Source organism: Acinetobacter sp. ANC 4216 (assembly GCF_004331195.1).
GTDB lineage: Bacteria > Pseudomonadota > Gammaproteobacteria > Pseudomonadales > Moraxellaceae > Acinetobacter > Acinetobacter kookii.
This window is the reverse complement of the sequence record NZ_SJOC01000013.1, coordinates 88,273-111,424: the sequence shown is the minus strand read 5'-3', so window position 1 is coordinate 111,424 and position 23,152 is coordinate 88,273. Positions and strand designations below refer to the sequence as shown.

The 23,152-nt window shown below is 43.9% G+C and carries 23 protein-coding genes; 7 read left to right on the top strand and 16 right to left on the bottom strand.

Annotation, left to right across the window (positions count from 1 at the left end):
* The first annotated feature begins 126 nt into the window (after nt 1-126).
* Nucleotides 127-546: a peptide-methionine (R)-S-oxide reductase MsrB gene (msrB, locus tag E0H88_RS11905; RefSeq protein ID WP_092819276.1), complete on the top strand. Its 420-nt coding sequence runs from the start codon at nt 127-129 to the stop codon at nt 544-546.
* Nucleotides 543-1,025: a glutathione peroxidase gene (locus E0H88_RS11900; protein WP_092819277.1), complete on the top strand. Its 483-nt coding sequence runs from the start codon at nt 543-545 to the stop codon at nt 1,023-1,025. The genes msrB and E0H88_RS11900 overlap by 4 nt, the downstream gene beginning before the upstream one ends.
* A 150-nt stretch (nt 1,026-1,175) precedes the next feature.
* Here the strand turns inward: E0H88_RS11900 and dapC are convergent, their stop codons facing one another.
* The 5 genes from dapC to E0H88_RS11875 form a co-directional block, all read right to left on the bottom strand.
* Entirely contained in the window at nt 1,176-2,345 is a 1,170-nt protein-coding gene (gene dapC, locus E0H88_RS11895) for a succinyldiaminopimelate transaminase (protein ID WP_131274320.1), read from the bottom strand.
* A 25-nt stretch (nt 2,346-2,370) separates the two neighbouring features.
* Nucleotides 2,371-5,037 (bottom strand): [protein-PII] uridylyltransferase, encoded by a 2,667-nt coding sequence (glnD, locus tag E0H88_RS11890; protein ID WP_131274319.1) that lies wholly within the window; start codon nt 5,035-5,037, stop codon nt 2,371-2,373.
* A gap of 30 nt (nt 5,038-5,067) precedes the next feature.
* A complete protein-coding gene (purT, locus tag E0H88_RS11885; protein ID WP_171458695.1) occupies nt 5,068-6,282 on the bottom strand; it encodes a formate-dependent phosphoribosylglycinamide formyltransferase in 1,215 nt (404 codons plus the stop codon).
* Between the two features lie 159 nt (nt 6,283-6,441).
* The gene (gene ygaH, locus E0H88_RS11880) at nt 6,442-6,789 is read right to left on the bottom strand and encodes an L-valine transporter subunit YgaH (protein ID WP_092819281.1); all 348 of its coding nucleotides are present in this window, start codon (nt 6,787-6,789) and stop codon (nt 6,442-6,444) included.
* Complete coding sequence (locus tag E0H88_RS11875; RefSeq protein ID WP_131274317.1) at nt 6,779-7,534, bottom strand: AzlC family ABC transporter permease; 756 nt, start codon at nt 7,532-7,534, stop codon at nt 6,779-6,781. The genes ygaH and E0H88_RS11875 overlap by 11 nt, the downstream gene beginning before the upstream one ends.
* Before the next feature lie 104 nt (nt 7,535-7,638).
* On the opposite strand from E0H88_RS11875, the gene E0H88_RS11870 reads away from it, so the two are divergent.
* Together E0H88_RS11870 and E0H88_RS15940 are read left to right on the top strand one after the other, a co-directional pair.
* Nucleotides 7,639-8,118 (top strand): hypothetical protein, encoded by a 480-nt coding sequence (locus tag E0H88_RS11870; RefSeq protein ID WP_131274316.1) that lies wholly within the window; start codon nt 7,639-7,641, stop codon nt 8,116-8,118.
* Nucleotides 8,119-8,357: 239 nt separating this feature from the next.
* Nucleotides 8,358-8,522 (top strand): hypothetical protein, encoded by a 165-nt coding sequence (locus tag E0H88_RS15940; protein WP_165493314.1) that lies wholly within the window; start codon nt 8,358-8,360, stop codon nt 8,520-8,522.
* A 133-nt stretch (nt 8,523-8,655) separates the two neighbouring features.
* Here E0H88_RS15940 and E0H88_RS11865 read toward each other — a convergent pair whose 3' ends face one another.
* Nucleotides 8,656-9,357 (bottom strand): Crp/Fnr family transcriptional regulator, encoded by a 702-nt coding sequence (locus E0H88_RS11865; RefSeq protein ID WP_131274315.1) that lies wholly within the window; start codon nt 9,355-9,357, stop codon nt 8,656-8,658.
* A gap of 101 nt (nt 9,358-9,458) precedes the next feature.
* Between E0H88_RS11865 and E0H88_RS11860 the strand changes: the two genes are divergently transcribed.
* Nucleotides 9,459-9,992 (top strand): Mpo1 family 2-hydroxy fatty acid dioxygenase, encoded by a 534-nt coding sequence (locus tag E0H88_RS11860; RefSeq protein WP_131274314.1) that lies wholly within the window; start codon nt 9,459-9,461, stop codon nt 9,990-9,992.
* A 386-nt stretch (nt 9,993-10,378) separates the two neighbouring features.
* Here the strand turns inward: E0H88_RS11860 and ychF are convergent, their stop codons facing one another.
* The 8 genes from ychF to E0H88_RS11820 all read right to left on the bottom strand — a co-directional run bounded on the left by ychF (nt 10,379) and on the right by E0H88_RS11820 (nt 18,857).
* Nucleotides 10,379-11,470 carry a redox-regulated ATPase YchF gene (gene ychF / locus E0H88_RS11855; RefSeq protein ID WP_092819286.1) on the bottom strand — a complete coding sequence of 364 codons (1,092 nt, stop codon included), beginning with the start codon at nt 11,468-11,470 and terminating at the stop codon, nt 10,379-10,381.
* A gap of 113 nt (nt 11,471-11,583) precedes the next feature.
* Nucleotides 11,584-12,243: a methionine ABC transporter permease gene (locus E0H88_RS11850; protein ID WP_131274313.1), complete on the bottom strand. Its 660-nt coding sequence runs from the start codon at nt 12,241-12,243 to the stop codon at nt 11,584-11,586.
* Entirely contained in the window at nt 12,224-13,294 is a 1,071-nt protein-coding gene (locus E0H88_RS11845) for a methionine ABC transporter ATP-binding protein (protein WP_131274338.1), read from the bottom strand. The genes E0H88_RS11850 and E0H88_RS11845 overlap by 20 nt, the downstream gene beginning before the upstream one ends.
* A gap of 10 nt (nt 13,295-13,304) precedes the next feature.
* Entirely contained in the window at nt 13,305-14,141 is an 837-nt protein-coding gene (locus tag E0H88_RS11840; protein ID WP_131274312.1) for a MetQ/NlpA family ABC transporter substrate-binding protein, read from the bottom strand.
* A gap of 11 nt (nt 14,142-14,152) precedes the next feature.
* Entirely contained in the window at nt 14,153-14,983 is an 831-nt protein-coding gene (locus E0H88_RS11835) for a MetQ/NlpA family ABC transporter substrate-binding protein (RefSeq protein WP_131274311.1), read from the bottom strand.
* Between the two features lie 15 nt (nt 14,984-14,998).
* A complete protein-coding gene (locus tag E0H88_RS11830) occupies nt 14,999-16,420 on the bottom strand; it encodes an LLM class flavin-dependent oxidoreductase (protein WP_131274310.1) in 1,422 nt (473 codons plus the stop codon).
* Nucleotides 16,420-17,643 (bottom strand): SfnB family sulfur acquisition oxidoreductase, encoded by a 1,224-nt coding sequence (locus E0H88_RS11825; RefSeq protein ID WP_131274309.1) that lies wholly within the window; start codon nt 17,641-17,643, stop codon nt 16,420-16,422. Before E0H88_RS11825 ends, E0H88_RS11830 begins: the two co-directional genes overlap by 1 nt.
* An 11-nt stretch (nt 17,644-17,654) precedes the next feature.
* Nucleotides 17,655-18,857, bottom strand: a complete 1,203-nt coding sequence (locus E0H88_RS11820) for an SfnB family sulfur acquisition oxidoreductase (protein ID WP_131274308.1) — start codon at nt 18,855-18,857, stop codon at nt 17,655-17,657.
* Nucleotides 18,858-19,237: 380 nt separating this feature from the next.
* On the opposite strand from E0H88_RS11820, the gene E0H88_RS11815 reads away from it, so the two are divergent.
* On the top strand, nt 19,238-20,002 hold the full coding sequence (locus tag E0H88_RS11815; protein ID WP_131274307.1) for a glutathione S-transferase family protein: 765 nt from the start codon (nt 19,238-19,240) through the stop codon (nt 20,000-20,002).
* Nucleotides 20,003-20,251: 249 nt separating this feature from the next.
* On the top strand, nt 20,252-20,722 hold the full coding sequence (locus tag E0H88_RS11810) for an Lrp/AsnC family transcriptional regulator (RefSeq protein WP_131274306.1): 471 nt from the start codon (nt 20,252-20,254) through the stop codon (nt 20,720-20,722).
* A 103-nt stretch (nt 20,723-20,825) separates the two neighbouring features.
* On the opposite strand, the gene E0H88_RS11805 is transcribed toward E0H88_RS11810, so the two are convergent.
* A complete protein-coding gene (locus tag E0H88_RS11805) occupies nt 20,826-21,575 on the bottom strand; it encodes a YebC/PmpR family DNA-binding transcriptional regulator (RefSeq protein WP_131274305.1) in 750 nt (249 codons plus the stop codon).
* 112 nt (nt 21,576-21,687) lie between these two features.
* Nucleotides 21,688-22,269, bottom strand: a complete 582-nt coding sequence (locus tag E0H88_RS11800) for a 1-acyl-sn-glycerol-3-phosphate acyltransferase (protein ID WP_131274304.1) — start codon at nt 22,267-22,269, stop codon at nt 21,688-21,690.
* Nucleotides 22,270-23,152: the final 883 nt, after the last annotated feature.

Genomic DNA, 23,152 nt, shown 5'->3' with positions numbered 1-23,152 from the left:
TAAAAAAATAGATTACTGAAATATCACAATCTATATTGAAATTTAGCTAGATATTTTTTTTGCTCTAGCGTAAATATGAAGTACTGAAGCATGACATTGAATGTCAAAGATTTAAAGGAGTTAGTGATGGGAAAACTCAATAAAACAGACCGAGAATGGCAAAGAGAGTTATCACCAGACGAATTTCGCATTACGCGACAAAAGGGGACGGAGCCAGCATTTACCGGTAAGTACTGGAATACAAAGCAAGCAGGGACTTATCTTTGCCGTTGCTGTGGGACAGAATTATTCTCTTCTGAAACTAAATATGACAGCGGCAGTGGCTGGCCAAGTTTTTATCGTCCTGTAAATAATTCGGTTATTGAAGAGCATCAGGACTCTTCGCATGGGATGGTCAGAACCGAAATTGTTTGCCATCATTGTGGCGCACATTTAGGCCATGTTTTTGAAGATGGTCCACAACCTACAGGATTGCGCTATTGCGTCAATTCAGCTTCTTTAGAATTAAAAACACAAGAAAAAAATGATGAGGAAACCTATCCATGACCAACATTTATCAGTTTGAGGCTGAGTTGTTAGATGGAAAAAATAAATCATTTGCCGATTATCAAGGTAAGGTTTTATTAATTGTAAATACCGCAAGTAAATGCGGTTTTACGCCCCAGTTTGCAGGTCTTGAAAAATTGTATGAAAAATACAAAGATCAGGGATTTGAAGTATTGGGATTTCCCTGTAACCAGTTTGGCGGGCAAGATCCGGGTTCCAATGAACAGATTGGTGCATTCTGCCAAAAAAATTATGGGGTGAATTTCCCGATGTTTGCCAAAGTGGATGTCAAGGGACCTGAAGCCCATATTTTATTCCGCTATTTGACCAATAACAGCAAGGGAATTTTAGGCAACGGCATTAAATGGAATTTTACCAAATTCCTGATTGGCAAAGATGGCAAAGTATTGAATCGTTTTGCACCGACCACCAAGCCTGAAGATCTGGAAAATGAAATTGAAGCAGCTTTAGCGCAGTAAGCTTAAGCTGGAATAATAGAAAATAAATAAAATAGGGCGATTCATGAATCGCCCTCTCTCATTTTATAGGCTGCGTTTAAATGCATGTGCAAAAAATTATCCACTGTTGCAGCAGTGGATAATGGTTGATCTTATTGCTTATTTAAGCCATTAAAGAAAGGCTTTCAAACGCTGAATGGCTTGTTCACATTGTGCGATATCGGCGACCAATGCCATACGGACATGATTTTCACCCGGGTTGCCTTGCTCGGTATCACGTGAAAGGTAACGGCCTGGCAGGACTTTAATATGGGCTTTTTCCATCAGCATTTTGGCAAAGCTTTCGTCATTGTCGACTTTCAGCCAGTAATAAAAACCCGCATCCGGTTTTTTCAGTGGCAGTAAATGTCCCAGTTCATTTTGAAACAATTCAAATTTGGCACGGTACAGCTTACGGTTTTCTTCCACATGCACTTCATCATCCCACGCCGCAATAGAGGCCAGTTGATGCTGAACCGGCATGGCAGCACCGTGATAGGTACGGTATTGCAAATAAGGTTTCAGTAAAGTGGCATCACCGGCAACAAAGCCGGAACGCATGCCCGGCAGGTTTGAACGCTTGGACAGGGAATGGAACACGACACAGTTTTTGTAATCGTCACGACCCAGTTCAGCGCAGACTTCCAGTAAACCGACAGGGGCTTCCTCAAACCAGAGTTCTGAATAGCACTCATCTGAGGCAATCACAAAATTGTACTGGTCTGAAAGTGCAATCAGTTTTTTAAATTGTTCTTTGGACAATACGGCACCCGTCGGATTACCTGGAGTGCAGACGAATAATAATGCCGTTTTTTCCCACACTTCTGCGGGAACTGCATCAAAATCACCCAGATAATTGTTTTCTTCTGTGCAATTAATGAAGTAAGGTTTGGCACCGGCGAGCAAAGTTGCCCCTTCATAAATTTGATAGAAAGGATTCGGCATCACCACATAAGGTGCATCTTCGCGGTTGACCAAAGCCTGAACAAAAGAAAAGATCGCTTCACGTGTTCCCGATACAGGCAAAACATGGTTTTCAGCGCTAATGCTGTTCAGCTTGAAGCGACGGGTGAGCCAGTTGGCAATGTTTTGACGTAATTCAGGCAAGCCTTTGCTGTTCGGGTAAGTCGATAAATGCTGGAAGTTGTCAATAATGGCCTGCTTCACAAACTCCGGTGCCGGATGCTTTGGTTCACCAATCGATAATGGAATGAGTGGTAAATCTGCAGGTTGAATACCCTGAAAAAGCTTATTTAACTTTTCAAAAGGATAAGGATGCAATAATGACAAACTTGAGTTCATGAAATCGATACCGCGTAAATTTAAGTTAATGGTGACCAGAGACTAGACTTGAGGCTTCATCCAGAGCTGACTTCAATTGGGCAGCAAAAGTTTCAGCTTCTGAATCAGTCATTGGCTTGCCATCTTTTTTGGTGACAAAGAAAATATCTTCTGCACGCTCACCCAGGGTGGCAATTTTAGCAGAATGAATATCTAAACCCTGCATCATAAATAAACCACCTACTTTAGCAAGTAAACCCGGATGGTCGAGCGTTGCAATTTCCACCATGTTTTGCTGAAGTGCTGCATTCAGGGTGATATCCACGGTATTTTCAATATCGAAATGACGTAACTGGCGTGGAATACGGCGTTGCATTAGGCCCGGGTATTTATCTGACTCGCTCAACGCCTTGACCAGTGCCTCAATGACCGTTTGTTCACGTTCAGGGTCAGTCAGCAAAGTCCCAAAACGGTCCAGCACCACATAGGTGTCCAGGCTAAAGGCAGTCGAGGCGGTGATAATCCGTGCATCCTGAACGTCCAGGTTCATCCGGTCCAGAATGGCGACAGTGGTGGCGAATAAATTCGGTTGATCCTGAGTGTAAATAAAGATCTGCACGGCATCTTGTGCCGACTGGCGATGGGCACGCATCAAGACCAGAGGCTCTGGATTATGGCCGTGTTGCAAGATGGCACGGGTATGCCAGGCAATTTCATCGGCTGATTCCTTAATAAAGTATTCATCGCCGAGTTCTTGCCAGACTTTTTCGACATCCGCCAGGGAGAAGTCATTGACCAGCAATTCACTGGCAGCGAATTTGGTGTCTTCAATCAGCATCTGATAATCCACCGGATGTCCCAGACCGGTACGAATCACATCACGTGCGTGGGTATAAAGCTGACGCATCAGGGAGGCACGCCAGGTATTCCACAGTTTTGGATTGGTCGCGTTAATATCGGCAACGGTTAAGGTATACAGATAGTCCAGGTGTTCCATATCACCGAGTTTTTCAGCGAAATCTTGCACCACGTCCGGGTCGGAAATATCTTTTTTCTGTGCGGTCATCGACATCAGCAAGTGGTTTTGAATCAGCCAGGCCACAAGGTTACATTCACGTTCGGTAAAGCCGTGGGTACGACAGAAGGTAATCGCATCTTCTGCACCCAGTTCGCTATGGTCACCGCCACGACCTTTGGCAATGTCATGGAACAAGGCCGCCAGATAGACAATGTCGCGACGGCGAAGACGCTGGAACACCGAACTGACCACCGGAAAATCTTTGGCAAATTCAGGTTCTTTAAAGCGGTTTAAATTGCGCAGCAATAATAAAGTATGCGCATCTACGGTATAGATATGGAACAGGTCATATTGCATCAGCCCCATAATTTGCCCGAATGCCGGAATATAGTTTCCGAGCACGCCATAACGTTTCATCGCCACCAGTGTGTCATACAGGCGATGCGGTGAACGCATGATTGCCATAAACAGGGCCTGATGTTCGGGATTATCGCGATAGGCTTGATTGATGCGTTTGGCTGCCAGGGTGAGCAGGCGTAAAGTGCGGGCACGGATGCCTTCAATTTCAGGACGGTTCGCCAATAAATAGAACAGTTCTAAAATTGCACTTGGACGTTCCGAGAAAATTTTATGATGCTGTACCGCCAGTTTGCCATCGACCAGTTTGAAATTTTCGTTAATTTCTTCAATTTTGCGTTCGTAGTTGGGTAACCGTGGGGTAATCACAGATTCATTAAAGTAGGCCAGCAGCATTTCATTTAAGGTAGAGACCTGCTGTGCGCTACGGTAATAGCGCTTCATGAACTGTTCAATCGGATAATTCGGCGATTTATCTTTTTCACGGGTATAGCCAAATAAGGCCGCAATATCACGCTGATAGTCGAACAATAAGCGGTTTTCATCGCGTTTGGTCAGACGGTGCAGATGATGACGGATTTCCCATAAAAAGCTTTCAGCTTCTTCTAGAACACCCAGTTCGAACTCTGAAATGAAGCCTAAATGCACCAGGTCATAAATCCGGTTGACCCTGAAGTGACGTTTGGCAATCCAGCCAATCTGGTTGATGTCGCGGATGCCTCCCGGCGCATTCTTGATGTCCGGTTCCAGGTTGCTTTCGGTATTGTTGTGCTGCGCATAGCGTTTTGCCTGCTCATCCATTTTGGCATCAAAAAAGGTTTTATCGGTCCAGGTTTGCGACACAATACGGCGTGGCCATTTGGCTAGATGCCGGTTGCCGCTAATTAAGCGCGATTCAATCAGCGCAGTCGCGACGGTTAAATCATTGGTGGCCTGTTCAACACACTGCAAAATGGTCCGTACACTAATACCGGGTTTGAAATTGCCGACATCCCAAAGCGAGGAGATAAAAGTGGAAATCAGTTTTTCCTGCTCGGCAGTAATGTCATGTTCCGATAAAATCATGATATCGACATCGGAATAAGGCAGCATTTCCCGACGGCCATAACCACCTACCGCAAACAAGCCCAGATCGGTCTGGTCAAGTTCAGCATGTTTCCAGAGAAACTCCAGGGCTTCATCAATCAAATGGGATCGGGCCAGGATAATTTCTCGGATGGACTGTCCATTTTCAAAACTTTCCTGAAGCTGATTTTCAACATCGGTGCGCCATTGATTGATTGCCTGGATGTCATGGTTACTTTTAACGTAATTCAGCAGAGGAGAGGTATTGATCATGAACAGTGGTCCGTTAATAAGGTGGCAGGTTTAGTTTTGTTGAACACTGACTTGAGACGCCGTCTCTAGGGCAAGTTGACGCGCCTGATCTGTTGTTTCAGCACGTGCAGTTGCAACCCCCATACGACGACGTTTAAAACCCTCGGGTTTACCAAAAAGGCGTAAATCGGTGTCTGGATTGGCTAAAGCAAGATTTAAGCCAGAAAAAGACAGATTGGTGTCATCAACGCCTGCATAAATGACAGCACTGGCTGCAACACTATGACGAGATGTATTTACCGGCAGGCCTAAAATGGCACGTGCATGTAATTCAAATTCGCTCTGGAATTGCGATGCAAGGGTGACCAGCCCTGTGTCATGCGGACGTGGAGAGACTTCACTAAACCATACTTTATCGCCTTTGACAAATAGTTCCACGCCGAAAATACCGCAGCCTCCTAAAGCTGTTGTGACTTTATGCGCAATGCGTTTGGCTTCTTCCAAAGCCGCCGCTGTCATGGCCTGAGGCTGCCAGCTTTCGACATAATCGCCAGAGTCCTGACGGTGTCCGATCGGGTCGCAGTATTGCGTTTCAATTTCACATGTTTCCGCATTTTTGGCACGTACCGTGAGCAGGGTAATTTCAAAGTCGAAGTCGATTTGCGATTCGACAATCACTTTACCCTGATTGACCCGGCCACCGGTTTGCGCATATTCCCAGGCCGCATCCACTTCATCAAAGTTCTTGACGCGTGATTGTCCCTTACCGGAAGAAGACATCACCGGTTTGACAAAGTTGGGATAGCCAATGTCATCACAGGCTGCACGGAATGATTCTAGCGAGTCGGCAAAACGGTAAGCTGAGGTCGGCAAGCCCAGTTCTTCGGCAGCCAGACGGCGAATGCCTTCACGGTTCATGGTCAGGTTGACGGCTTTGGCAGAAGGAATGACGGTGGCAATATTCTGTTGTTCGATTTCGACCAGAACCTGAGTTGCGATGGCTTCAATTTCAGGCACAATTAAATCAGGTTTAACCTGCTGGATCAGTTGTTTGAGTTCTTCGGCATCTGCCATATTCAAGGTATATGCATAATGGGCAACTTGCATCGCAGGAGCATGATCATAACGGTCAGCAGCATGAACTTCTACACCTAAACGTTGTAGAGAAATCACCACTTCTTTACCTAATTCTCCTGAGCCTAAGAGCAAAACTTTAAAGGCAGAAGTTTGAAGGGGAGTACCAATAGTCACGCTCATGTAAATCATCCATGCTTGATTTTATGGACTTTTAGCATAGCAGAACTGATTGCCGAATTAAGCCCGGATTCACATAAAATAATGATATTGTCCAACAATTTTATTTATAAAGTGCTTTAAAAATTTTCCTAAATCCCTCTTTATAAAAGAGGGACTTGTATACAGGGTTTAAAATGAAACCGGCAGATAAGTATAAATCACGCCATAGGCCAGCGCAGCGGTTAAAGTCGCCGGAACAATCTTCTTGAATTTAAAATATAGCCCGGCTAAGGTTAAAAAACCGACCAGCATGGCAAAGCTTTTATTCGGGTTTTCCATGAGTGGCGGAAGTGTCGCCACCACCAGCATGGAACTGATAGCGGCAATGCCAATACTGCCTAAAGCAATTCTGATCCAGACCGAGCCACGCTTTTGAGCGTTTTGCCGACTTTTCTGAATGACATAAAAAGGACCAAAACGCGAAGCAAAATTGGCAATCCCGACAATAATCCCGACCAGAATAATTTCAAGATTCATGGGCTTCTCCCAGTACATCATCATGCTGTTTTAAAACATAGTGCTTAAATAAGCCGGCCAGAATGCCGGATAGAATCCCAATAAAAATGGCTGCAGACAAATTAATGAAATAGCAGGCAATCGCGGAAACAATTAAACAGACCGTGACAATAAAAGTATGTTTCTTTTCAAAGGCAGCCAGCAGGAAGCTCAGGAATAAAGCCGGCAGCAGGAAATCCAGTGCGGCCTGTAAAAACTGCGGCAAGGCACTGACCTGGTCGGCGAACAATCCACCCAGGAAAGAACCTAAAGCCCAGGACATCCAGCTAAACAGGCTTAAGCCCAGCATCCAGGACTCTGACCATTCCTGACGGCGTTGCGACAGTTTAATCATGCCCGAGGCAAACACTTCATCGGTCAGGCCCCAGGCCCAGACGGCAGTTTTCTTTAAATTCAGCTTGTCCTGAATCAGGTTTTGTAGGGCTGGGCCGTAAAGCACATGTCGAATATCTAAAGCAATGACGGTGAGGGCGGTCATCCAGATGGAGGTGCCACTGCCCAGTAAGGCGACAACCAGAAACTGGCTGGCACCGGCATACATCGAGCAGGATAAAAACAGCGCTTCCCAGGAGCTAAAACCAAACTGGCTGGCCGAAACCCCGAAAGCAAAGGAAACGGGAAGATAAGTAAAAATAATGGCTTGACTGTCTTTAGCACCTTGCCAAAAGCCAGCAGCTTGAACTGGAGGAGTTTTGTGCTCAGACACGACACACCTTTGCGGGAGAGTTGAACAGCAGGTCAAATGATGATTGAGTATTGTACTCGAATTCACTAGCATAGTGCCGAATTGTTTATCGAGGCGAGCCTGATATGTTGATGTCGAAGACACGTGGAATGCTGATCGTTTCTTTATTGTGCAGTAGTGTTTTGCTGCAGGCTTGTGGAAATGATGGCGAAAAAACAGAAAAAGCTGAAATTAAACCCGCACCCAAACTGACCAATGATGCCACCACTTATGCGCATGAAGCCTGGACATTCATTAACAAGGTGGATGGTTTGGTCTATGCCAAAAAACTGGATGTATTAGAAGAACAGGTCCGTAAACCTGCACGCAAGCTCAGCACCGATTGGCGCATTAATGTCAAAATGACTGATTCGGTGACTGAAGGTAAATATGCACTCTGTCGTAAAGCCTTGACCAGTCTGGAAATCTGGGCACGTGAGACGATGGAGCAATCAAGTACAGTGGCGCAGAAGCAGGCCGATTACGAACGTGATAAACAGCAATGTAAAGGTGCGATTGAGCATCCGCAGTTGGGCAATACCGACCCGAAAAAGATCGGCGTTTAAATGCAAAGCAAACGAGGCCATGGCCTCGTTTTTTTATATTTTAAATATTTAAACATGTTCTTATTTATAGCTTTAAAGAATGAGTAAGAAGATAAAGTGATAACCTGATAAAAATATTAAATTATCATAAAATGATAAAATGTTTATAATAATATGTGATTATTACATAATATTATTTAAATAAATTCAAAATTTATTTAACTTTAAAAGAATCAGGAGTAATAAAGATGGTAAATAAAGTGTTTTTATCAATAAGTATGGCTGTCGTTTTGAGTGCTTTAAGTGATGTTGCCACAGCTGCAGAGCTGCTACAGGCCATCCAGGCGTCGTTGGACAATGAATATGAAGTTGCGCCATGCACCAATGGGTTTGATGATGTCAATGTGTGTCAATTACGTTCATAAACACGATAAATAAAATAAATGCGTCATCCGGTAAGTCATTCACCTGTCAGGCTTGACCGAAACACAGCTGATACCGCAACGGGATACATCGCTGAATTATTTTCATGGTTTAAAATTTCCTTCATGTTCCGATTTAAAGATTGGGAAAGGCATGCGCGATGCGATGCAGTTCCGCTACATCCAAAATCTCAATTTTCTTAAAAGATAGGCGCAATATATTTTGCTGTTCCAAAGCTTGCAGTTCCTGATTGATGGTCTGCCGGGAGCAGGTCAGCATTTGGGCCAGTTGTTCCTGAGATAAATGAATGACATTCTTTTCAATACTTAAATGATTGCCATAGCCATTTAAAATAAACATCAAACGCTGTGCCAAACGCTGGCTGATGCTTTGCGTTTGAATGGAAATCAGCTCCAGAAAAGCAAAGCGCAACTTTTGACTGGTCAATTGCGCGATGTGATACCAAAAAAACGGATGCTGTTGCAGCAGTGATTGCAGGGCGGTACTGGAAATATGCAGGATCAGGCTTTTTTGCGTGGCAATGGCATCGTGGGAACGGGGCTGGGCATCGACCAGCGAGATTTCGCCAAACCACATAATCGGTTCAACAATGGCAGCCACCGATTCTTTGCCATGAATATCAATATAGCCCAGGCGAACGGCACCCTCTAAAACGGCATAGATGCCATTAAATGAATCACCGGCATGAAAAATCGCTTGTTCCTTGTCAAAATGCTGCTGCACGGCATGCTGGATAATGAACTGCTTAAATTCGGCTGACAATTGTGCAAACCATACATTCTGCTGTAAATGATCGATATAAACCGGTTCGAGCATTGTTATTCCTTTTTTAATGTCAGTTGTCGGCTAGCTGACAACTTGTCCGGGTATTTTTTTATATAGTGAAATGAAAATATAAGTCTAACAAGGAAACGGTCATGACCAAATTAGAACAGCTGCTGAGCCAGTATGCAGCATATCATCTGGACCAGAAAAATATTTATACCCATTTTATTGGCATTCCATTGATTGTGTTTTCCATTATCTGCCTGACTGCACGTGCCGGTGTGATCATTTCAGGTGTTGAGCTGACGCTGGCTTTAGGGCTATTGCTTGCCAGTACGCTGTATTATCTCAGCCTGGACCGCATCTTTGGCCTGATCATGTTGCTCATCTACGCGCTTGCTTATCCATTCGCTTACAGGATTGCCCAGCTGGATACGGTGGTCTGGTTAAGCTTAAGTATCGGCATTTTTGTGGTGGGATGGGTATTCCAGTTTGTGGGCCATTTTTATGAAAAGAAAAAACCGGCTTTTATGGATGATGTGATTGGCCTGGCAATCGGGCCTTTATTTGTATTGGCTGAAATGGTGTTTATGTTCGGATTTCGAAAAGAGCTGGAGCAACGCATGCTGGCAGAAGCACGCAAGCAACGTGCTGCAATGGATGCCCAGACGGTAAGCCTGAACTGAAAAAGTTCGACATAAAAAAGCCAGCATCATACTTAATGCTGATCAGTTAAGGAGTTTAGAAATAGACTTTTTAATTTTTAAGTAATTCACGGCGGAGTCTTGCCGTTTTAAATCAAACTGTTTCAGCTCATTTGTTACTTTGGTTTCGCCCAAAGTAACCAAAGGCATTTGTCATCCGCAAAACTCGTCAGCCACCATCAACTAGCAAATTTGTCGCAGAAACAATCATTTTTTAATGTAGTCATGCCTCAAACAGTTGCGGATGAATTTTCCACATGTCAAATATAATCATGACTTTAAAAAAGAAAATGCCAGTCAATTTCTTAACTGACTGGCATTACAGCATGATGCTGGCTTTTTAAGCTGTTTTGAAAGGTCAGAATGGCTTAAACGTTAAAACGGAAGTGTAGCACGTCACCGTCCTGAACCACGTAAGTCTTGCCTTCCAAACGCCATTTACCGGCTTCTTTCGCGCCAGCTTCGCCGTTGTACTGTACAAAGTCGTCATAAGCAATACATTCAGCGCGGATAAAGCCTTTTTCGAAATCCGTGTGAATTACACCGGCTGCTTGAGGTGCAGTCGCACCGACTTTCACGGTCCAGGCACGAACTTCCTGTACACCCGCAGTGAAGTAAGTCTGTAAGCCAAGCAGGCTGTAACCGGCACGGATTACGATGTTCAGACCTGGTTCTTCCATGCCCATCGCTTCTAAAAATTCAGCACGGTCTTCATCTTCAAGCAGTGAAATTTCAGCTTCAATCTGGTTGCACAGTGGAACCACAATCGCATTTTCTTCAGCGGCCAATTTTTTAACAGCTTCCAGATGCGGGTTGTTTTCAAAACCGTCTTCAGCCACGTTGGCAATATACATGGTCGGTTTTAAAGTCATTAAACCGAAACCGCGTACCAGTTTGCGTTCATCATCATCCAGATTGGCTGCACGTGCAGGTTTGCCTTCATCCAGTAAAGGCAGGATTTTGTCCAGAACGGCTTTGGTGGCAAGTGCATCTTTGTCGCCGCCTTTTGCAGATTTAGCCAGACGCGTAACCGCTTTAGTCACAGTTTCCAGGTCAGCCAGTGCAAGTTCCGTGTTGATGGTCGCGATATCATCCAGCGGGTCAATCTTACCATTGACGTGAATCACGTTTTCATCTTCAAAACAACGCACCACGTGTGCAATGGCATCAGTTTCACGGATGTTGGCCAGGAACTGGTTACCCAGACCTTCGCCTTTAGAGGCACCGGCAACCAGACCGGCAATGTCTACAAATTCCATGGTGGTTGGAAGCACGCGTTGCGGATTGACAATTTCAGCCAGTTTGTCCAAGCGTGGATCAGGTACAGGCACGATACCGGTGTTTGGTTCGATGGTACAGAACGGGAAATTTTCTGCAGCAATAGCAGCTTTAGTCAATGCATTGAAAAGTGTAGATTTACCAACGTTCGGCAAGCCGACAATACCGCAATTAAAACCCATGAAATGACTCACAACGTGTTATTTAAAAATTGCCGCTGATTTTACATGAAAGCCATGACAAAGTCAGGTCATGGCTGGATGCTTTGTTGAAAACTCCTAAAATGGATAGGGATTTAAATTTTGCGTTTGTCCAGCTGACGGGATAGGGTATCGCCCGTGGCCTGCACCAGCATGACCAGAATCACCAGCACTACAATTACGGCAAGCATAATCGGCATGTCAAAACGCTGATAACCATAACGATAGGCAATATCGCCCAAACCGCCTGCGCCAATGGCACCGGCAATTGCCGAGGAGTTGATCATGGTCACCAGGGTCACGGTAAAACCGGCCACAATCCCGGGCAGGGCTTCAGGCAGCAGCACATGCCAGATGATCTGCTTGCGGTTACAGCCAATCGCCTGGGCGGCTTCAATCAGACCTTGATCGACCTCGCGTAAGCTGACTTCTGCAATACGGGCAAAGAACGGTGTGGCTGCCAGGGTTAAAGGTACCACCGCGGCCCAGACCCCATAACTGGTGCCAACAATCCAGCGGGTGAGTGGAATGAGCGCCACCATTAAAATTAAAAACGGTACCGAACGGGTAATGTTGACCACCCAGCCCAAAGCCTGATTAATAGGCTTGGATGGATAGATGCCATGTTCGGAGGTGCTGACCAAAATGATCGCGATAGGCAAGCCAATCAGAAAAGCCACAATGGCGGATACGCCGACCATCAATAGCGTGTCGATTGTGCCAGTCAGTAATAAATCAATAAGCTGGTCGTGCATAGCCAATCACCTCAATCTGTGCGATGTACTGTTTTAATTTCTGCTGGAGCAGTTTGGTATCTATATGCAGATCAGGGATAGCGACAATAAAACTGCCGACCAGATGGTTCTGGATGCTGTCGATATGACTCTGATAGAGATGAACCGGATAATCGAACTGCTCGAAAATCACTTTTAAATCCGGGGCGTGCTGAACACTGGAGGCATAGCGCAGTTTTAAAATGCTATGTGAGCTGTCAGCAATAATCTCTGGCGTTAGCGCAAAAGGCAATTCCAGTTGTTCCAGATTCAGCAATTCCTGAGTAATCTGCTGCTGCGGATTAGAAAAGACCGACCACACTTCACCTGCTTCGACAATTTCACCGTGTTCAATCACCACCACCTGATCGCAAATTTCACGAATGACCTGCATTTCATGCGTGATCAGCACAATGGTAATGCCGAGCTTTTGATTGATTTCCTTGAGCAGGGACAGCACCACAGAAGTACTTTCCGGGTCGAGGGCAGAGGTGGCTTCGTCACAGAGTAAAATTTCCGGATGATGCACCAGTGCGCGGGCAATGCCGACGCGCTGTTTCTGCCCGCCAGACAACTGCGAAGGATAATTCTGCGCTTTATTGCCCAACCCGACCAATTGCAACACTTCATTGACCCGCGTTTCAATTTCATGTTTTGGATAGTTTGCAACTTTCAGCGGCAGGGCAACATTTTCCCAGACGGTTTTCGCAGACATCAAGTTAAAATGCTGGAAGATCATGCCAATGCGCTGACGCAGCCGGATCAGTTCAGCATGTTTCAGTTCTGCCAGATCTTGCTGGTGAATGTGGATATGTCCTTCACTGATCTGTTCCAGACCATTTAAGGTGCGCAGCAAGGAAGATTTGCCTGCACCACTTTTGCCGATAATCCCGAAGATTTTTCCTTCCGGAATATCCAGGTTGATGTTTTTCAAGGCATGTACCGATTTACCCTGTACTTCATAATATTTGTTCAGGTTTCTGATCTTGATATGCGGGACGGAAAAGTCCACCTGAGAACCAAAACTCACCATAGTATTCACCTTATTTCCAGCCTTCAAACCACATGCCTGTACCAAAATCCCGGTCTAAAATTGTTTTTACTTTTGCAGAGTTCTGGAAAGCTTTGACAAAGGTTTCGAGCTTTTTATCGTGATCGACATAATCTTTTCGGGTCACAAAAAGAATGGCGTATTTCTTGTCCACCGGGTCTAAAAACAGGGCACTGTGAGGATCGGCTTTTTTCGCCATATTTAAATAATGCGGAAAACCAAAAATCAAATCGGCATCGTCATAGGCCAGAGCCGTTTGCGGACCTTCCACTTCTAAAAATTTAAGCTGTTTTGGATTGGTCACAATATCTTGCAGGGTTGATAGCTCATTATGGATATCTCTGATTTGAATCAGGCCTGCACGATGCAGCAAAATCAATGCACGAGCCGAGTTCACAGGATCACTGGGAATCACCACACGTGCATTTTGTGGCAAGGCCTCTAAGGATTTATATTGCTTGGAATACAAACCGACATGGCTGCCACTGCCGATGCCGAAAGCATGCAGGTCATAACGGGTCTGTTGAATCGCATTCTTTAAAAACACGCTTTGCTGGAAAAAGTTGGCATCAATATCGCCATTTTGTACCGCAACATTGGGAGCCTGCCAGTCTGAAAACTCCACCAGTTTGACATGAATGCCGTCTTTCTCTACTTCTTTTACAACTGTCTGTAATAGTTCTGCATAAGGCGGACTAATACCAATCGTCAGGACATTATCCTGTTGCGGGTTTTGCACATAACGATAGGTTATTAATCCTGCAATGATGACAAGGATAGTGAGACCTATCAGCAGTTTTTTAAGGTTCAGTTTGGAAACTTGAGACATGATTTAAATCCTTATTTCCAGCCCGGGAACCAGAGTTTGGCACCGAAATCAGCATCCAGAGCCTGTTTCACTTTTGGCGAGTTCTGATAGATCTCGACAAATTTTTTCAGCTTGTCGTTTTTATCTTGATAATCTTCACGCACGGCAAACAGGATGGCATAACGGGTGTCGGTGTTAGAGTCAAATAACAGCGCCTGTTCAGGATCAGCCGTTTTTGCCAGACGCAAGTAGTGCGGATAACCAAAAGCCAGATCGACGTCATCAATGGCACGTGCGGTTTGCGGGCCTTCCACTTCAACAAACTGCAATTTTTTCGGATTGCTTGCGATGTCCTTCAGGCTCGATAAATGATTTTCAGGATTCTTCAGGGTGATCAGTTTGGCTTGTTGCAATAACAGTAGAGCACGACCTTGGTTGACAGGGTCGTTTGGAACCACGACTTTGGCGCCATCTTTTAACTCATCAAAGCTTTTGATTTTCTTGGAATATAGACCCACATGCGTGGCTGCACCTTTGGCAAAGGCTTTGATCTTAAAGTCAGTTTCTTTTTTGGCATTATCCAAAAAGGGTTGATGCTGGAAGAAGTTGGCATCAATATCACCGTGATTCAGGGTAATGTTGGGCGTGTTCCAGTCGGAAAATTCCACCAGTTTCACGTTCAGGCCTTGCTGTTTGGCTTCGACTGCTGCCACCTGTAAAGGCTTGGCAAAGGATGGGCTGATGCCAATCACCAGTTCATCCGAAGCGGATTTCTTTTGTTGATTCCAGACCGCCAGTCCAATAATGACGGCGGCAATAATGACCCCAATAATGGTCAGTTTGGTTTTTGCTGTTTGTGCCATGTTGCACCTCAAAATTTATGCGGATTGTTTTTGCTTTAAGTTGGAATTCGAAGTTGAGGCGGAGCTTGGACATCGAAATTGCTGAACTGGGTGTGAGTTCGATAGGCGGTCTCCCTGATTAAACAGTTTGTGTCTTAAACTGCCTGGTTCATATTCAGTCTTATAGCGACCACGCTGCTGCAATTCAGGAATCACAAGACGGATAAAATCATGGTGCGATTCAGGCGCAACGGTACGGGTCAGGTTGAAGCCATCAATGCCGGTTTCATCAATCAGCTGAATCAGTTTTTCCGCCACAGTGGCGCCACTCCCGACAATCAGCGGATAACGGCCGCCTAATACATGCTGGGCTTTTAAGTCGTTTTTGCTGATGCGCTGTTCTTTAAACTTGTTGTTGACCGAAGCAATGCTGTTGGTTTGCTGGTAAGGAATAGGCTCATCATCGGCAAATCTGGACAGGTCAATGCCGACGGAACTGGAAAAATGCGCCAGACCCGCTTCAGGGCTGGCATAAGCTTTATATTCATCCAGTTTTTGCTGCGCCAGTTCATCGGTTTCCGCAGTCACCACAGTAATGCCGACAAAGATTTTAATATCTTCAGGATTGCGTCCTTGATTGATGGCTTGCTGACGAATCTGATCGACCTGTTTTTTGATTTTTTCCGGTTGATCTCCACCAATAAACATGCCTTCCGCATGCCGGGTGGCAAAGGCCATTCCACGCGGTGAAGCACCGGCCTGAAATAATACCGGGGTGCGCTGAATGGAAGGGGAAACCTGAAACACACCCTGGCTTTGGTAAAATTGGCCCTGATGATTGACCTGATGTACTTTGGCCGGATCGGTAAAGATACGGTTTTGTTTATCTTTGAGCACTGCATCATTTTCCCAGGAGCCTTCCCAGAACTTATAGCAAAGCTGTAAAAACTCCTCGGCCTGTTCATAGCGCAGGTCGTGGTCTTTAAGGCCTTTTTCACCAATTAATCGCTGTGCGCTGTCCAGATAACCGGTGACAATATTCCAGCCAATACGGCCATTGGTCAGATGATCCATACTGGCAAAACGACGGGAAAACTGATAAGGCGATTCATAACTTAAATTGACGGTAATACCGAATCCAAGGTTTTGCGTCACAGCAGCCATGGCAGAAACCAGAGTGCTGGGGTCGTGACTCGGCAACTGAATCGATTCTTTTAACGTCAGGTCGATATTGTTTTGATAGACATCATACACCCCGGTAATGTCGGCAATAAACAGGCCATCAAACAGTCCTTGTTCCAGAGTTTGGGCTAAATCTGTCCAGTAACTCAGCTCATTAAAGCGGTGTGACTCATCACGCGGATGGGTCCATAATCCGTGATTGATATGGCCGACACAGTTCATGTCAAAAGCATTCAGTAAGATTTTCTTGGGTACAGATTGTGGTGTTGTTGTCATTACAAGGTTCCCCGACGTGGAGGCAGAACGCCATTCAATAAATAATTGGCAATGAAATAATATTTCCAGCGTGATGCATCATGCAGGGTGTGTACGCGGGCATTGCGCCAGAAGCGGTCCAGGCCATCTTCTCGTTGGCTGCCGCGGCTACCGGCCAGTTCAATCAGTTTGGAGGATGCCTTTAAGGCTGTTTCGGTGCTGTGTGCCCGAACCTTGGCCACATCTAAGGATGCTTTGGCGACATTTTCTGCTGTCGGTGCAGGTCTGGCGGCATCAATTGAACGGGCGGCCTGTTTCAATAACACTTCAGAGGCGCGCACATCGGCCACAATTCGGCCCAGTTCGAATTTGGTCAGTGGGTCATCGGTGGCTTGATCTACACCTGAGTCAATCCACGGCCGGGCCTGACGCACACGCTTTAAGGTTTCTTCAAAGGCGGCACGGGCAATCCCGGTTTCAATCGAGGCATGCAGCAATTGTGCAAACGGACCCGAGAGGGTGGGTTCTGAATAGGCAATATCAAATGGCACCACATCTTCAGCCAGCACCCGCACATTGTTGAATTTCACTGTGCCGCTACCTGTGGTACGTTGTCCAAAACCACTCCAGTCATCGATTAAAGTCAGACCTTCGCTATTACGCGGAACAAAAGCCAGAAACTGCTGATCCTGCTCATCGACCACCAGTGTTGGAATGCGATGCGCGAATAAACTGCCGGTGCAATAAAACTTTTCGCCATTAATCACATAGCCCTGATCGGTTTTACGTATTGCGGTCTGGCGTTGTGCAGCGGTTTTGGTTTTAAACTCGGCCAGGGCGTTGCCCAAGCGTGCGCCTTTTAACACTTCAGCATAGAGTTTCTGTTTTTGCTGTTCCGTACCGTTGTTACGCAGGATCTCCAGTCCATAAAAATGGTTTTGCGGAATCTGTCCAATAGAGCCATCTACAGCACTCATCAGTGCAATGACTTGCGCGACGGTATAGCTAGAGACCTCTGCACCGCCATACTGTTTCGGTACCGTGATTGCCCAGAGTCCAGACTGGCTATAGGCTTCGATTTCTTCAAATGGGAGAATACGCTCGGCATCGCGCTGCATGGCTCCAGCTTTGAACTGTTCCGCTAAATTATGTGCAATTTCCAGCGCCTCTGCATCAGACTGAATGATGTGTGCATGCGCCAGTTGTTCCGATTGAAAAGGAAGAATATTTTGATATGAAGTCATGGGCAGTGTCCTTAAATCCAGGCGTGGCGGGCAGGGAGTTTATGATTCAGGTAATAATCCCCAAGCGCATGCAATTTCCATCGCACCGGATCATGCAGGGTATGTACACGGGCATTGCGCCAGTGCTGATCCAGGTTGTGCTGACTCAGGCTGGAACGGCTACCGCCAAGTTCCAGTAGTTTTTCTGAAATGTGCAGGGCTGCATCATTGGCATAAATTTTCGCTTCAGCAACCAAAATAGAGGCTTTTGCTGCCTGCTCATCAGTGACCGACTCCAGCCGATCCAGTTCATCCAGATATTCAGCCGCTTCATCAAGCAGTAAAATGGCTGCATCGAGTAATACTGAAGATTTGCCGACTTCCTGTAAGGTGTAATGTTCAAAACTGGCTTTGTCCACGTGTGCATCCACAATCGGGCGGGCCTTATGCACGGCAGTAACAGTATCGGCAAAGGCGGCTTCAGCAATGCCGACATCAATGGCCACCTGTAATAACTGTGAATACGCACCGCGGTAATTGGGCTGGCTGGAAAGCAGGCGTTCATCAAAAATCAGCAGCGGATCAACTTCCACATGGTCGAGTCTAACCGTGCCACTTGAAGTGGTACGCTGTCCAAAACCGTTCCAGTTATCAATCACATTCACGCCTTCAGCCTGAGCATTGACGAGGGTCAGTACCACATGACCTTCCGGATGGATGGCTTTAATCGCGAGCCAGTGGGCAAAACTGCTGCCAGTCGAATAGAATTTTTCGCCATCGACAAAATAGCGGCCATTTTCAATCGTGAGCGTAGTCGCCAGGGTTTTGGTATCTTTGGTATGGCGTTCCGGGCCACCATTGGCCAGGCGTTTACCTTGTAAAATTTCTTGATAAATAAACTGTTTTTGCTGCTCCGTACCCATAATCTGGATCATGTTCAACAGCGCAATCTGGTTTTGTGGAATTTGTCCCACACTGGAATCGGCTTTATTCAAAATACGGAATACATGGGCAAGCGTTTTATTGGAAACGAATGCACCCCCAAACTGTTTTGGGATACGAATTCCACCTAAGCCTTTCTGGCTGAACAGATCAATTTCAGCAAAAGGCAACAAGCGCTGTTGATCACGTTCATTGCGACCTTCCAAAGCAAAATCTGCGACATGATAAGCAGCATGAATAGCTTCAAGATCGTTTTCAATCACATGAACATTTTCAGAAATTAAACGAGACATAATGACACCTTAAATCGATATCAAAACGCTACAAGTAATCGAATTCAAAATTAAGCAATTGCTTTTGCAAAGCTTATGAAAAATCCTGTTTAAAATAAAAACTGCTAGATTTTTATTTATTTTGGATATATTAAATGTTTAAAAAACAACATGATTTTATTTTTTAAGAAATTTGTTGGAGGATTTTGATGGGGAGATATCTACTTTAAAGATAATCAAGACAAAAAAATGTATAAAAATAAAAAGTGTATGACTGACAGGATCAAGATAATATTTTGAATAAAAAGCGCATTGTAATTCCGGGGTAGGGTGACTAAAGTATCCGACTGAATTAGATGGTTTTGGCTTGGCAGAACTAAAAAAATAAACGCGGAGTTTTTATGCGAATTTTATACCAGTTTCCTTTATCTCATTTTTGTGAAAAAGCGCGCTGGTTGCTCGATCATAAAGAGTTGGATTATGTGGCGCATAATCTGATTCCAGGAGTGCATCGTGCATTTGCCCAATTAAAAACTGGACAAAACCGTTTACCTATTTTACGTGATCAAGATTTTTGGATTGCCGACTCGACTGAAATTGCCTTATATCTGGATGAGGTATATCCGGAACATTCTTTATTGCGTGCTGATCCCCAGCAGCGTCAACTGGCTTTGGAAATCAATGGGCTTGCCACCGAACTGGGCAGACATGTGCGCCGTTGGGGGCTGGCCCATACTTTGTCAGAAAATGAAGAGTCTTTAGATATTCTGATTGGTGAAAAGGGCTATTTACGCCAGTTTGAAAAATATTCCAAACCGATTATCAGAGCCCTGCTTTCTAAAGGTTACCAACTGAATGCAGACAAGGTGGCCGAATCTAAACTGCACATGGACAGTATCATCCAAAATTTAAATGAAAGATTGATTGAAAATCATGGACGTTATTTTGTCGGTGAACGCCTAGGGCTTGCTGATATTGCTGTCTGTTCAATGCTTGCCCCCATTCTGGAAATTCCAGGTACACCCTGGGAAAAAGAGCAGGGTGAAACCTTATCTGAAGAATTTCGTCAATATAAAGAGCATCTAATGACATTACCCTTGGGACAATATGTGCTGCGCATCTATCAAACCGAACGTAATGCACGGGTGGATTGGCGCGGTGTTTAAAAGGAACACCTAAAAATACGCGCTATATCGCGCGTATTATTGCAAATCAAATGACTGTATTCTTTTGTTTTGTTCGAGCATTTAATTTTTAATCAATTTCTAGGTAGACAGCAAAATTTCTCTTATGTGTTCACCAGCTTTTGGAAAATATTTTCAGGATATTAAAATTTTGTGAAAAATAAATAATTGTTGTATAACAGAGAGAGTGTAATATTTTACGTATCTATAGATTATTGAAAAGAGTATAAAATGGAACTGGATCGTTTCGATAAACAGATTCTAGAAATATTGAGTCATGAAGATGTCAACTTAAATGAACTTTCGGAACGTATAAACCTTTCTGTGAGCTCAGTGCATCGACGGATTAAACATCTGATTGAAGCCAATATCATGACCCATTTAAAGCGTGATATTAACTATGCCAAGTTGGGTTTCAGCTTGCATGTACTTTTGCAGGTTTCTTTAAATAAACATGACACGGATACGTTCGCCAAGTTTTTAGAAGAACTGGAAAGTATTCCTGAAGTGATTAATGCCTTTTTGGTGACCGGCCAATCTGCTGACTTTATTGTTGAAGTCGTTGCAAAAGATATGGAAAACTATAGTGAAATTCTTTTAAAGCGGATTGGCAAAATTGAGCATGTGGTGGCATTACATTCCAGTTTTGTGATTAAGGAATATAATGTACTGAATTGTAGCGGCTTGCTTAATCGAATCTGAGTTAAAAGCTTATCCTATGTTTTGTTCACAGTTCTATATATAGAAAAGGTTTTAAAGCCCATAAAAAACGCACCCAAAGGTGCGTTTTTTGCTTTAAATACCGTTAAGCATCTAATTCTGCTAATACTTCGTCTGAAAATTCAACGTTGGTATAAACGTTTTGAACATCATCAAGATCTTCAAGCATATCAATCATCTTCATGATTTTTTTCGCCTGGTCGATATCTGTGATTTCAGCTTTTGTTGATGGATTCATCACAACTTCGGCATTGTCAGATTTAAGGCCGGCAGCGGCTAAAGCATCTTGAACTGTACCGAAACTTTCTGGAGTGGTAATGACCAAGATTTCATCTTCATCAACTTCAATATCTTCTGCACCTGCTTCTAAAGCTACGTCCATGATTTGATCTTCCAAAGATACATCTTCAAAAGTAATCTCACCACGTTTAGTAAACATATAAGCAACCGAGCCCGCAGTACCCAAGTTACCATCAGTTTTAGAGAAACAGTGGCGTACGTCAGGAACTGTACGGTTTAAGTTGTCTGTCATTGTTTCAACAATAACGGCAACGCCGCCTACGCCATAACCTTCATAAGTGACTTCTTTTAAATCAGCATTTTCTTCACCGCCAACACCGCGCTGGATTGCACGGTTGATGGTGTCACGTGTCATATTTGCGACTAATGCTTTTTCAACAACAGCACGTAAACGTGGGTTAGACGCAACATCACCACCGCCTAAACGGGCAGCTGTAACAATTTCACGAATGAATTTTGTGAATACTTTAGCGCGGCTCGCATCTTGTTTTGCTTTACGATGCTTAGTATTAGCCCACTTGGAATGACCCGCCATGCGAAATATGCTCCTTGTAGATTGGCCTTATGCCTATCAGATTGCGCAAATTCTACCATAAGCCCTTTTTTCTTAGAAAGGGCTCAGTTTTGAGTTTTTAAACAAATGCTGCTTAGTTTTTATCTTCGGAAATGTTTTGAGGTTCTGGAATAGTAATATCCAATCCTACCTTTTCTTTGTAGAGCTGTTTTAATAAAGCCAAGTCGTGATTAATTTCCGTTGGATAAATCTTGCCTAAAATGCCACCTTGTTTGGTCTGTGAATTGGCATACATTAAAACAATAGGCACACCAGCGGCTTTGGCAATATACCAGAAACCTGTACGGATGGGCTTTCTGGCTTCACCTGTTTTGGCCCGGGTCGCTTCAGGCGCAATCACCAGATTGAATCTCTCATTCTGCTGAAAATGCTCGACCATAAGAGAAACAATATCCTGATTTGCCTTTCGGTCGACAGCAATTCCACCGATAGCCTCTAATAAAGGTTTCATGGGACCTTTAAATAATTCTTTTTTAATCAGGGTATGAATTTTTATATCATAAATCTGGAACAGTGCCAGTGAAAGCACGGCATCCATCATGGAAGTATGTTCAAACCCGACAATAACCTGCTTATTTTCAAGTACATCTGGTTCAACTTGATATTTCCATCCTGCAAGCTTAAATGCGGATTCACCAATAAATTTTTTTAACATAAATGTGCGGGATATTTGACAATATGAAAGTGGGCTAATTTCTGCCTGTTCGTATATATAGTCAAGTACCGATGCATTAAAAATGACCAAATAAATACGCTTGATATAGTTTCTAAAAATACGCCTATTAATTGTTTTTATATATAAAAAGATATTAAAAAGATGTAAAAGATATTATTTAATATAAATTAAGACTCAATAATGACTGGTCAGATGAAAAGATACCTATTAGACTTTTGTCGAAGATAAAATTTTTTAAACACATGGTCTGACTTGGACAGTTGTTTAATGAGGATTGAAAAGAATGATGTATGTTTCGACTTTTCTATTGGCATTTTGCTTGTTTATGCTCGTTGTTGTATGGTCTTTGATCGAAATTCGCATTGAAGATCAAAAAGAACGCAGTCTTTAGCTATTGCTCTGCAGTCGAAGCTTAAAAATATTCATTATTTAGATTTTAAAAATACTCTGTTCACAATCTAAATAAAAATTAAAGTAATATCTTTTAGGTATAATTTATTCATCTTTTTCACATGATTTGAATGTCAAAAATGCTGAACGATTGATGACTAAATTTGGTCTGAGTATTTTTTAAATGGCGGATTCAAACGTCATTCATTTAAAAAGTTGGCTGTCGAGAGAGTGAACTATCAATCCGGCTATTTTTTTGAATTTTATATTTCCTTAAATATTGTTCATTCTTCTTAATTTATTCGTGTAAGACATTGGTTCAGTATATTTCATTGGAATGTTTCAAATACTTATTATGAAGGGCTTTGACTATAAATTTACGATTTATTCACTCTAAGCAAGAGTTGAGTGTATTGAAAGAATAATAGCCGTTTGAAAGATGTCCAAAATTGTTGCGTTAGTGTGCAGGTAT